Annotated in this window: 6 protein-coding genes; 4 read left to right on the top strand and 2 right to left on the bottom strand. The window is 62.4% G+C overall.

All coding sequences use genetic code 11. The features are described from left to right. Nucleotides 1–69: 69 nt before the first annotated feature. Together LRS06_RS02385 and LRS06_RS02380 are read right to left on the bottom strand one after the other, a co-directional pair. The gene (locus tag LRS06_RS02385; RefSeq protein WP_257870007.1) at nt 70–1,209 is read right to left on the bottom strand and encodes an efflux RND transporter periplasmic adaptor subunit; all 1,140 of its coding nucleotides are present in this window, start codon (nt 1,207–1,209) and stop codon (nt 70–72) included. 56 nt (nt 1,210–1,265) lie between these two features. Continuing rightward, the gene (locus tag LRS06_RS02380; protein WP_257870006.1) at nt 1,266–2,636 is read right to left on the bottom strand and encodes a TolC family protein; all 1,371 of its coding nucleotides are present in this window, start codon (nt 2,634–2,636) and stop codon (nt 1,266–1,268) included. Between the two features lie 605 nt (nt 2,637–3,241). Here LRS06_RS02380 and LRS06_RS02375 point away from each other — a divergent pair. The 4 genes from LRS06_RS02375 to LRS06_RS02360 all read left to right on the top strand — a co-directional run bounded on the left by LRS06_RS02375 (nt 3,242) and on the right by LRS06_RS02360 (nt 12,850). Further along, nucleotides 3,242–5,464: a beta-1,3-glucanase family protein gene (locus LRS06_RS02375; RefSeq protein WP_257870005.1), complete on the top strand. Its 2,223-nt coding sequence runs from the start codon at nt 3,242–3,244 to the stop codon at nt 5,462–5,464. Between the two features lie 189 nt (nt 5,465–5,653). Next, nucleotides 5,654–8,515, top strand: coding sequence for a carbohydrate-binding protein (locus tag LRS06_RS02370; RefSeq protein WP_257870004.1), 2,862 nt, complete (start codon nt 5,654–5,656; stop codon nt 8,513–8,515). 111 nt (nt 8,516–8,626) lie between these two features. After that, a complete protein-coding gene (locus tag LRS06_RS02365; protein ID WP_257870003.1) occupies nt 8,627–10,882 on the top strand; it encodes a carbohydrate-binding protein in 2,256 nt (751 codons plus the stop codon). A gap of 78 nt (nt 10,883–10,960) precedes the next feature. Continuing rightward, complete coding sequence (locus LRS06_RS02360) at nt 10,961–12,850, top strand: glycosyl hydrolase family 18 protein (protein WP_257870002.1); 1,890 nt, start codon at nt 10,961–10,963, stop codon at nt 12,848–12,850. Nucleotides 12,851–12,921: the final 71 nt, after the last annotated feature.

Below are 12,921 nucleotides of genomic sequence, written 5' to 3'. Positions count from 1 at the left end.
CTAGTTTGGTTTATTCACCGCGTCAGTTGATCCGTGCGTACCGCAGTAGGGTTGAGGCGGCAGCCCGGGCTACTTGGTGGCGGTAGGCGCGGCCGGTGCCGGTCCGGCCTGAATCTGGCCGCCGTCGCGCAGGCGGTTGAGGCCCTCGGTCACGACCTGGTCGCCTTCCTTTACGCCTTCCATAATCACGATCTGGTCGCGCAGGCGCGGGCCGAGCTGCACCTTGCGCTGGCGGGCCTTGCTGCTGTCGCCAGCCACGAACACGAAGTTCTCGCCCATCTGCTCCACCACGGCCCGGAAAGGCACCACCACCCGGCGCCCCGACTGCCGGTTGAGCACCCGCAGCACGGAGCTCATGCCGTCCTTGAGCTGGCGCCCCGTGTTGCTGAACTGCACACGCACCTGTACCGTGCCGGTTTGCTGGTTCACGCCCCGGTCGATGGCCAGGATGCGGCCCGGCTGGTTGTACGAAGTGCCGTCGGGCAGCTCCAGGCGGAAGGTCGAGTCCTGGGAGCCGCCGGCTGCGCGCTGCAGCGCCACGAAGCGGGCCAGGTCGCCTTCCGTCACCACAAAGTCCACCGCCATGGGGTCTTCGCCGCTGATGGTGTTGAGCAGCGTAGTTCCGGGGCTCACCTGGGAACCCAGCCGCACCTGCGAAATACCGATGCGTCCGGCAAAGGGCGCTTTAATCAGGGAGTAGTCGAGGTCGGTGCGGGCGGCCTGTACCCCGGCCTGGGCCACGGCCACCTGGCTTTGGGCCGTGGCGTAGGCCGTGGCGGCGTTGTCCACAATCTGGCGGGCAATAGCATCCTGCTCGGCCAGGCGCTGGTAGCGGTCCAGGTTCACCTTGGCGTTCTGCACGGTAGCCTGGGTGCTGCGCAGGTTGGCCAGGGCCTGCTGGTAGCTGGCCTGGTACTTGCGCCGGTCGATTTCATAGAGCGTCTGGCCTTTCCTGACTACTTCGCCTTCCTTAAAGAAGATGCCCGTAATGAAGCCCGCCACCTGACTGCGCAGCTCCACGTTGTTGATGGCTGCTACGGTAGCCGGGTAGTCATCATAGTACACGGCATCGGTGGTGCGGGCAGCCACCAGCGTGACGGGCGTGGGCGGCGGGGCGGCGTTTTTCTGCTGGTCGGCGGCTTTGTCGCCGCACGCGTTCAGGCCCAGCAGGCCCACGGTGTATGACAAGGCGAGAATCGTTTTTTTCATATCAGGAAAGCGGGCGTCGAAAGAAGGGTAGGAGGGAAGCATAACGGGCTTCCGGGCTAGTACTCCGTGGGCAGGGCACCCAGGGCCCGCTGCACGTCTACCTTGCTGGCCAGCACCTGAAACAGGGCGCTGTAGTAGTTGAGCTGGGAGGTACGTAGCGTGGTTTGGGCCACCAGCAGATCAAGGTAGGTTTTGATGCCTTCGCGGTACTGCAGGTTCACTACCTGGTACACCTGGCGCGAGAGTTCGAGGTTGCGCTGGCCCATGAGGTAGTCGTTGTAATAGCCTTTGTAAGAAGCCAGGGCCCGCGCGTACTCCGTGTTGATCTGGTTGCGGGTATTGAGGATGTCCTCGTCGAGGCGCTGGTTGAGCAGGCGGGCCCGGCGCAGGTTCTGGGTGCGCCGAAAGCCGGTGAAGATGGGCAGCGTGGCCTGCAGACCGGCGTAGGAGTTGGGAAAACGCTGCCCGTACAGGTCGCCGAAGCGGTTGTTCTGAAACACCGAGTTGTAGTTGCCGAAGGCCGAAAACGACGGCAGAAAGCCCAGGCGGTAGTAATCCACGTTCAGGTTCTGCAGGGCCTTGCGGGTCTGGAGCTGCTGGATTTCGATGCGGTTGGCCGGGTCCAGGGCGGCCGTAGTATCGAAAACGGCCTCCTGCTCCAGGCGCAGGGTGTCGTGCTGCAGGGCCAGAGGCTGAGCCTGGGGCAGGTTCATCAGCTGCCGCAGGTAGGCCTTTTTGGCGTTGATGCTTTCCTGCGCCTGCTTACGCCCGGCCAGGGAATTGTTAAGCGAAATTTCGGCCTGCAGGTAGTCGGTTTTATCGACCAAGCCCACGTCGTAGCGGGCTCGGGCGTCGCGCAGGTTGCGCTGCAGGCGGATAATATCTTCCTGAAACACCGCCAGCTGCCGTTCCGAAAGCAGGATGTCGTAGAACGCCTTGCTCACGTCGGCCACCACGTCGATGCGGGTGCCCACGGTGTTTTGCTGAGCACCCTGCCGCGTGAAGCGTGCCCCCCGCGACGCCAGGTTTACCTCATTATTATAGAGAACCTGCGTGCCGGAAAGGCCCAAAGTAGAGGTGTTGCGTAGCCCCACCTGCCGGGGCGTGTTGATACCATCAATGGGAATAACAGTGTAAGGCAGCCCGAAGTAGTGTTGGACCGAAGCCGTGAGGCCTACCTGAGGGAGCCACGCGGCCCGCGCAATGCGGATGTCGGCGTCGGCGGCTTCTTCATCGAGGCGGGCCTGGCGCAGCAGGGGCTGGTTGCTTATGGCGTACTGCAGGCACTGGGCCAGGGTAAGCGGGCCGGACGGAGGTGGCGGGGGCGTGGTCTGGGCCAGGCTTCGGGCCGGAGACGCCAGACACGCCAGCAGGATCAGCACGCCGCTCATCAGGCGCGCAGCAGGATAAATAGGGCACATGGCCATGCAAACCGGGTAGGTATCTGAAAAGTTATCGGCTCCCAAAAAAAGCCCGGACCGCGACTATGCGTCCGGCCGCCGGGCAGGCTATGGTCAACTTATCGGCCCTCAGGGTTGCAGGCGGTAGCTGCCAAAGCCGGGCCGGAGTATGCCAGCCGGGCTGACATACTCCGGCCCGGGCCGCTGAGTTGCGGAGTAGGAGCGGGCTGCGGATCTGGCAATAAAATTATGGCTGCAATCAAAAAAACTGATTGTTTTTTAAACGATACCCACTTTAAGCGCAAAGTTGTCAGCACACCGGCTATTCAGCCGGACTACCGGCCGTAAACGCCGGGAACGTGCGCTGTAAGCGCACGAAGGGTCTGCACAACATACGTAAGGCTTAAATAACCCCTTTTATTTCTTATAAAAAGCCAACTATCTTTCAAACGCACCTCTTCCCGGGTGCTGCCTTCACCTGCCCATCTCACTGCCTATTGAATGCTCTGCTTCTCCCTTACCTATCGGGCTTGACCCAGTCGGGGGCGCAGAGTCCTCCGCCCTGAAGTTGCGGGTTTCCTCCGTGGAGCCGAACTGATATTGCCTCCTTTTCACCAAACTCCCACACAACCATGCTTACACGTTTCCGCATTTCCCTGCTGGGCGTAGCCGCCCTCTTATGCCTGCTGCTGTTGCCCGGGCGCAGCCAGGCCCAGGGTAGCATCCCCTTCACCATCGCCAATAATTCGCCCTTTCCCGACTCCGACCTGTACGTGGCCATTGTGGGCAAAGACGCCAACGGCAACCACCTCTGGATCAACGCCGCCAACGGGCAGGTACTACCCATGTCGGCCTCCTATAATACGGTGACGGGCCCTACCTACAACGGCAACACCGGGCCGGGGCAGAACTCCAAGTATGCTGCCTGCTTTACCAAGCTGAGCAACATTCCGAACAAGACCTTTACGCTGCCCTACATTGCCGGCTGCCGGGTGTTTATCTCCCAGGGCCAGCAATTGTACCTGTATTTCTTCGGGGCATCAGGAGCGCCTTCGGGCTACGCCGCCCCGGATTTCCAGAACCCCAACGACCCCAACAAAGGCATCCGCTACGAGTTCATCGAGCTGACCAACAACCAGTATGGCTTCTTTGGCAACCATACCCGCGTAGACTCCTACCACTACCCCATGGGCCTGGAGCTGTGGGGCAACGGCTACTACAAGCGCGCCGGTGAGCTGAAAAGCCACGCCGATATCCTGTCCGCCTACCAGAGCTTTGCGCCCACGGCGTTTCAGAGCCTGCTGAACACCTCAGCCGGTACCATCATCTGCCCCGGTAAGTCCCCCGCATTTCAGGCTGGTGGGGCGCAGGCCAGCTACTTCAATGCGTACATTGATGCCATCTGGAGCAAATACGTAAACGAGGATCTGATTTTCTACGCCGGCGACGCGGGCGTGTTCAAAGGGCGCATCAGCAATGGCCGCCTCACGGTAGTAGGCCAGTCGGGCGGCTTTGCGGGACGCACGGGCATTGTTTCGCGCAAGCCCACCACGCAGGAAGTGCTGGAAGGCAAAGGCGTACTCGACCAGCGCGTGAGTGACGGGGACCTCGACCTGGTGATACAGTCGCAGCTGTGCGCGGCCATCAACCGCCACGTTGTGAACACCACCACGCCCAACCCCGGCCAGCAGAACTGGTACAACGCCAGCCAGTACTACCTCACGGCCCCGGCCAACTACTACGCCCGCTTCTGGCACCAGGGTGGCATCAGCGTCGACAACCTGAACTACGGTTTTGCCTACGACGACGTGAACGACCAGTCCTCCAGCCTGCACACGCCCCAGCCTACCAAGGTGGTAGCCACGTTCGGCGGCTTCGCCGGCACGACGCCACCGGTGACCGGGGTAGCCACGGTGTACAAGGACTGCAACTACACGGGCACGGCTAAGAGCCTGCCAGCGGGCAACTATAACCTGGCTGCCTTGCAGAGCCGCGGCATCCTGGACAACGACATCTCCTCGCTCAAAGCCAACGCCGGCTATGAGGTGGTGCTCTACGAAAACGACAACTTCACTGGCGCCTCGCTGACGGTGGGCAGCGCTGGCAACGGCTGCCTGGTGGGCAACGTGCTGGGCACGGGCAACTGGAACGACAAGACCACCTCGCTGCGCGTGCGCACGACCACGACCTCGCCGGGCTTCAGCGTGACGTTGCAGGCGGAGTCGGCCAACGTGAACAATGGCATGAGTGCCGAGACGACCACGGATGCGGGTGGCGGACAGAACATGGGCTGGGTGGATGCCGGCGACTACCTGGTGTGGAACGGCATCAACTTCCCCACCACGGGCACTTACACGATTGAGTACCGCGTGGCCAGCGGCGGGGCTGGGGGCACGATTTCCTCGGACCTGAACGCGGGCTCGATTCAGTTCGGCAACTCCACGATACCGGGCACGGGGGGCTGGCAGAACTGGCAGACGGTATCGAAGACGGTGACCATCAACGCCGGCACGTATAACTTCGGCATCTACGCCCAGACCGGCGGCTGGAATATCAACTGGGTCCGTATCACCAAAACGGCCGGGGCCCGTACTGCGCTGACGGCCAAAGAGTCAGAAGAAGCGCAAGCTACGCAGCTCTATCCCAACCCGGTAGCCGACCGTCTGCACCTGGTCTCGAAGCTGAACCTGACGAACAGCTCCTACACGGTACTCGACACGCAGGGTCGCCGGGTAGCCAGCGGTACGCTGGACAACGGCACCCTGAGCGTGCGTGCCCTCAAATCGGGACTCTACACGCTGGTGGTAACGGCCAAAGACGGCCAGCAGATTACCCGCCGCTTCAGCCGGCAATAAGTGAATGCAGGGGAAGTCGGCCGGGCCGGCTTCCCCTTTGCATTACGCGGCAGCCAGTAGCCGGATTTCGGCCTCACTGCCATTTACCAGACCTCTCTTGCTTGTGAGCCGGGCCATTGCCGGGCTTCTGGCGGCGCTGTGCCCGCCGGGTCATTTCTCACCTCCCCACTTCACTACCTTCTTCTCAGTATGAAAAAGAACTACTCATACGGGCTGAGCGCGGCCCTGCTGCTGGGCAGCCTCTCGGCCCAGGCGCAGCAGCCCCGGCCCGCCGGCCCGGCCTATTCGCTGGGCTCCAGCCAGGCGCTGGTGCGCCAGCTGGAAAGCCAGACCGCCGGCACCGCCCGCCGCCAGACCGCACCCACCGTCGCGCTGCGCGTGTCGGCCACTCAGACGTTTACCGGCAAAGTAAACTACCGCGAAGACCTGGCCACCACCGGCGAATACCTGGTAGGTGAGGTGCAGGGCGTAGCCGGCTCCTCGTTTCTGGTGCGCATTGATGGCAAGAAGGTGGAAGGCAACATCATCTTCCGGGCCACCAAGCGCGCCTACCGCTACTCGGCCGACGAGGCGGGCAACGTTTCCGTGCAGGAAGTCGACATCAACAAGGTCATCTGCATCGACTACAACCAGCCCACCGGCTACCAGGAGCGGAGCGGCCGCTCGGCCACGCAGGCCGCTGCCGCAGCGGTGGTGTCTTTGCAAAGCTACCCGGGCGCCCGCGGCTGCATCCTGCTCGACTTCGACGGGCAGTACGTAGCCGGCACGCCTTGGAACAACGGCAACCCCATCAACGCCGCGCCGGCTAACATGGTGAACGACAACGGCAAGATTCAGGCCCTGTGGGAGCTGGTGAGCGAGGATTTCCGCCCCTTCAGCATGAACGTGACCACGGACGAGAACGTGTTCAACTCGTACCCGAAGACGATGCGGATGCGCTGCATTATCACGCCCACCAACACGGCTGCGCCCGGCGCCGGCGGGGTGGCCTACATTTCCTCCTTCAACTGGAACGACGACACGCCCTGCTGGGTGTTTATGTCGGACGACCCCAAATCGGCGGGCGAGGCGGCTTCCCACGAGGTGGGCCACACCCTGGGCCTGGGCCACGACGGCCGCGTGAACCCCGCGGAAGGCTACTACACCGGGCAGGACAACGCCGGGGCCTGGGCGCCCATCATGGGCGCCGGCTACTACAAGCCCGTTACGCACTGGAGCCGGGGCGAGTACAACCGCGCCAGCAACACTCAGGATGACCTGGGTATCATGGCCAGCGCCACCTACAACGTAGGCTACCGGAATGACGACCACAGCAACGGCACCAGCGGTGCTACCAACCTGAGCCGCAGCGGCAACAATCTTTCGGGCGGGGGCATCATTGAGCGCACCGCCGACCAGGATTACTTTGCCTTCACCACCGCCGGCGGGGCCGTGACGCTGAACGTGAATACCGTGGGCCGCTACGGCAACCTCGACATTGTGGCGCGCCTGTTCAACGGCAGCGGCGCGCAGATTGGCACCTTCGACACGGGCGGGGGCGGCAACCTCAATACCACCATCAGCGCCAGCCTGGGCGCGGGAACCTACTACGTGCAGATTGACGGCACCAGCTCCGGCAGCCCCGCCACCGATGGCTACTCCGATTACGGCTCCCTGGGTACCTACAGCATTTCGGGTACGGCTCCTGCCGGCACGACGCCACCGGTGACGGGGGTGGCTACGATGTATAAGGACTGCAACTATACCGGCACGGCCACGGGCCTGAACGCCGGGGACTACAACCTGGCCGCGCTCCAGAGCCGTGGCATCCTGGATGATGACGTATCTTCGCTCAAAGTCAATTCCGGCTACGAGGTGGTGCTCTACGAAAACGACAACTTCAGCGGCGCCTCGCTGACGGTGGGCAGCGCCGGCAACGGCTGCCTGGTCAACAATGCCTTAGGTACCAGCAACTGGAACGATAAAGCCACCTCGCTACGCGTGCGCCCCGTGGCCACGGCCAAAGCCATACCCGGCAAGATCGAGGCCGAAGCCTTCAACGCCCAACTGGGTACGGACAAGGAAACCACGACCGACACAGGCGGCGGGCAGAACGTGAACTGGTACGAAACCGGCGACTGGCTCGACTACTCGGTGAATGTTGCGGCTGCGGGCACTTACACCATGCAGCTGCGCGTAGCCTCGGCCAACGGCGGCGCAACCCTGCAGTTGCGCAACGCGGCCGGTGCGGTGTTGGGCTCGGTAAACGTGGGCAACACGGGCGGCTGGCAAACCTGGCAGACCATCAGCACCAATGTGACGTTGCCGGCCGGCACGCAGACGCTGCGCCTGCACGCCTCTGCCTCGACGGGCTGCAACGTAAACTGGCTCAACTTCACGACCACGACCTCGCCGGGCTTCAGCGTGACGCTGCAGGCGGAGGCGGCGAATGTCAATAATGGCATGAGTGCCGAGACGACCACGGATGCAGGTGGCGGACAGAACATGGGCTGGGTGGATGCCGGCGACTACCTGGTGTGGAACGGCATTAACTTCCCCACAACGGGCACCTATACCATTGAGTACCGCGTGGCCAGCGGCGGCAGTGGGGGCACGATTTCCTCGGACCTGAACGCGGGCTCGATTCAGTTCGGCAACTCCACGATACCGGGTACGGGGGGCTGGCAGAGCTGGCAGACGGTCTCGAAGACGGTGACCATTAATGCCGGCACCTACAACTTCGGCATCTACGCCCAGACCGGCGGCTGGAATATCAACTGGGTCCGCATTACCCGTGCTGCCGGTGGCGCCGTGGCTCAGACGACTACGCTAGCATCCAAAGCCGTCCTGGAGTTGTACCCCAACCCGGTGACCGACCGACTCATGCTGGCCTCGGCCAAGCTGCAGACCGGCGAGCAATTGCGCATCGTGAGCATGGATGGCCGCGAAGTATGGCGCGGTACTTATGATGGCAAGTCGGTGGATGTGTCGGCACTGAAGCCGGGCCTCTACACGCTGGTGGCCGAAACCAAAGACCGCCAGCAACTGACCAGCCGCTTCAGCAAACTGTAATCGGTAGTCCTTGGCCAACTCCAAGCCCGTCATGCGCTGTCTTTTGCTTTGCATGACGGGCTTTTTGGCTGATCCCGCGTTGTCCAGGTCTTTCTATTCAAGCCTTGCCGGATGAAAAAACTACTACTTACGCTGCTGGGTGCGGCGGCCGCGCTGGCCGGGCAGGCCCAGCCCGCCAAAGTTCAGAAAACCAATACGCTACCGGTGTATGTGCACTACATGCCCTGGTTTGAGACCCCGCAGACCTCCGGCAACGGGCAGTGGGGCTGGCACTGGACGATGGACAACCGCAACCCCAACGTGGTGGATGCCAGCGGCAAACGCCAGATTGCCTCGCACTTCTATCCGCTCATTGGCCCTTATGCTTCCTCCGACCCCGATGTGGTGGAGTATCATTTGCTGCTGATGAAGCTCTCGGGCATTGATGGCGTGCTGGTAGACTGGTACGGCTCGGCCGGCACCAACGGCGACCTGGGCAATCTGCTGCGCAACTCCAACGCCCTCATCAACCGCACCGACGAAACCGGCCTCAAGTTCGGGCTGATTCTGGAAGACCGGTTTACGGGCTCCGTTGCCAATGGCCGCACTAACCTGGATTACGCCCGCACCAACTACTTCAACCGTCCGGAGTACATCCGCTATGGCGCCGGCAACGACCCGCTGTTGGGAGTATTCGGGCCTATCACCTTCAATCAGCCCAGCCAATGGACGGATATTCTGTCGGCAGCGAGGGAGGACGTGGAGTTTCTCACGCTCTGGGACAACAACAACGCCGGCACCAACGCCGACGGCCAGTACGTGTGGCCCTGGGAAGATGAAAGCCTCGACAACTACTACTCCTACATGGAGGCTTATTACCGTGACCGGGCGCCTTCCAAGAAGACGGTGCTGGGCGTAGCGTATCCCGGCTTCCATGACTTTTACGCTCAGGGCCAGAACGGCGGCACCAGCTACTTCGACATCCCGCACAACAGCGGCCAGACGCTGAATCAGACGCTGGGCCTCGTGAATCAGTACCGCGCCAACATCGACATGCTGCAGCTGGCTACCTTCAACGACTTCGGCGAGGGCACCATCTTCGAGCCAACCCTGGAAACGGGCTTTTCCTACCTCACGCGCATTCAGCAGTACACCGGCGTGCAGTATACCGAGGCCGACCTTCGCCAGGTGCTGCGCCTCTACAACCTGCGCAAGCAGTACGCCGGCAACGCCACCAAGCAAAGTCAGCTTAATCAGGCTTTCGGCTACTTCGTGGCCCTGCGCATTGCGGATGCCGTGGCTATGCTGAATACGGTGGAAGGTACCACGCCGCCGCCAAGCGGGCAGCCTATTCCCGGCACTATTCAGGCTGAGAGCTTCTCGGCTCAGTCGGGCGCCCTGACGGGAAACACATCTGATACCGGCGGCGGCCTGAACGTGGACTACTTTGATACCGGAGACTGGCTCGAGTACAACGTCAGCGTAGCCACGGCCGGTACGTATACCGTCGGTTTCCGCGTGGCCAGCGCTTATGGTGGCGCTACCCTGCAGCTGCGCAACGCGGCCGGCGCGGCCCTGGGCTCGGTAAACGTGGGCAACACGGGCGGCTGGCAAACCTGGCAGACCATCAGCACCAATGTGACCCTGCCAGCCGGAGCGCAGAAAATTCGCGTGCACGCGGCTGCTTCCACCGGCTGCAATGTGAACTGGGTATCTTTCTCCCCCGCCAGCTCGCCGGGCTTCAGCGTGACGTTGCAGGCGGAGTCGGCCAATGTGAACAATGGCATGAGTGCCGAGACGACCACGGATGCGGGTGGCGGGCAGAACATGGGCTGGGTGGATGCCGGCGACTACCTGGTGTGGAACAACATCAATTTCCCCACCACGGGCCAGTACACTATCGAGTACCGCGTGGCCAGCGGGGGCAGCGGGGGCACTATCTCCTCGGACCTGAACGCAGGCTCGATTCAGTTCGGCAACTCCACGATACCGGGCACGGGGGGCTGGCAGAACTGGCAGACGGTATCGAAGACGGTGACCATCAACGCCGGCACGTATAACTTCGGCATCTACGCCCAGACCGGCGGCTGGAACCTCAACTGGGTCCGTATCACCAAAGCCGGGGCCCGCACCGCTCTGGCTACAACTTCGGCCAGCCAGGCGGTGCTGGAAGTGTATCCCAACCCAGTTACCAGCCAGCTCCGCATTCAGACGGATATGAGCCTGACCGATGCCCGGTACCAGATTCTGGACGCGCAGGGCCGGGTAGTAGCCAGCGGCCCGGCCGGCAATGGCCGCCTGGACGTAGCGGCCCTGCGGCAAGGCGTTTACACGCTGGTGCTGACAGCCGCCAACCATGCGCCGCTCACCCGGCGCTTCGTGAAATAACTTTTCCCATTTTTTCACTGCCTTGGCTCGCTGGCTGCAACCGACGTTCCCGGGCTCTTTCCAACCAACCTTCACCGTATGAAAACTACTATCCTGAGAAAGGTACTGGCGTTGCTGGTGCTATTGCTGGGCGCAGCCCCTGCCTTCGCGCAGTTCAAAGTGATTGGCTATATGCCCTCCTGGACCGGCGACGTGAACACTGTGCAGTACGACAAGCTCACCCACATCAACTACGCCTTTCTGCTGCCCAATGCCGATGGCTCTCTGCGGCCCATCGAAAACCCCAGTAAGCTCCAGAGCCTGGTAGCCACGGCCCACGCCCGGGGCGTGAAGGTGCTGATTTCGGTGGGCGGCTGGATGAACGATGGTAACCCGACCGAGTTCGTGTCCATCGGCAACAACGCCACTTACACCCGCAACTTCACCACCAACCTCGTCAATTTCGCCAACCAGTACAACCTGGATGGCATCGACATCGACTGGGAGCACCCCACGTCGGCGTCGGCTAATGGCTACGCGGCCGTGATGCAGGACCTAGCTACCCAGCTGCACAGCCGGGGCAAGCTGCTGACTACGGCCGTGGCCGGAGGCACCTGGGCCGGCCCCTACATCCTGAGCAGCGTGCTCAACAACGTGGACTTTCTCAACATCATGGCCTACGACGACGCGGCCCCGGCTCACTCCACCTACGCGCTGGCTTCGCAGTCCATTAGCTACTGGCGCGGACGCGGGTTGGCGGCCAACAAAACGGTGCTGGGCGTGCCGTTCTACGGACAGGCCGGCGGCGAAACCTACGCCTCCTTGCTCTCCCGCGGCGCCGACCCCAACGCCGACCTGTTCCAGGGCATCGGCTACAACGGCATTCCTACCATGAAAAGCAAAACCAACCTGGCCTTCGACCAGGGCGGCGGCATCATGATCTGGCAACTGGGCGGCGACGCCACGGGCACGTACTCCCTGCTGACGGCCATCAACCAAGTGGTCGTGCAGCGCAACGGCACGACCCCACCACCGGCGACGGGGGTAGCCACGGTGTACAAGGACTGCAACTACACCGGCACGGCTAAGAGCCTGCCAGCGGGCAATTACAACTTGGCTGCCTTGCAGAGCCGCGGCATCCTGGACAACGACATCTCCTCGCTCAAAGCCAACGCCGGCTATGAGGTGGTGCTCTACGAAAACGACAACTTCACTGGCGCCTCGCTGACGGTGGGCAGCGCTGGCAACGGCTGCCTGGTGGGCAACGTGCTGGGCACGGGCAACTGGAACGACAAGACCACCTCGCTGCGCGTGCGCACGACCACGACCTCGCCGGGCTTCAGCGTGACGTTGCAGGCGGAGGCGGCCAACGTGAACAATGGCATGAGTGCCGAGACGACCACGGATGCGGGTGGCGGGCAGAACATGGGCTGGGTGGATGCCGGCGACTACCTGGTGTGGAACGGCATTAACTTCCCCACCACGGGCACCTACACTATCGAGTACCGCGTGGCCAGCGGTGGCAGCGGGGGCACTATCTCCTCGGACCTGAACGCGGGCTCGATTCAGTTCGGCAACTCCACGATACCGGGCACGGGGGGCTGGCAGAGCTGGCAGACAGTCTCGAAGACGGTGACCATCAACGCCGGCACGTATAACTTCGGCATCTACGCCCAGACCGGCGGCTGGAACCTCAACTGGGTCCGCATCACCCGCGCCGGAGCCCGTACCGCGCTGGCGGCTAAAGAGTCGGAAGAGGCTCAGGCCACGCAGCTCTACCCCAACCCCGTGAAGGACCGCCTGCATGTGGTGTCGAAGCTGAATCTGGCCGGTAGCCGCTATTCCCTGGTGGATGCGCGCGGCGGCCAGGTAAGCAGTGGCACGCTGGATAAAGGCTCGGTAAATGTAGCCGACTTGAAGTCCGGCATCTACCAGCTGATCATCACCACAAAAGACGAGCAACAGATTACCCGCCGCTTCGCAAAGTAGTGTCTTGGTACTCCTGAGAAGCAGGCTTCCCGGTTGGGGAGCCTGCTTTTTTGTTTAAGTATCCAAGACGC

The organism is Hymenobacter sp. J193, assembly GCF_024700075.1.
Taxonomy (GTDB): domain Bacteria; phylum Bacteroidota; class Bacteroidia; order Cytophagales; family Hymenobacteraceae; genus Hymenobacter.
The sequence above is the reverse complement of the archived record's forward strand: the minus strand, read 5'-3'. Positions and strand labels throughout refer to the sequence as shown.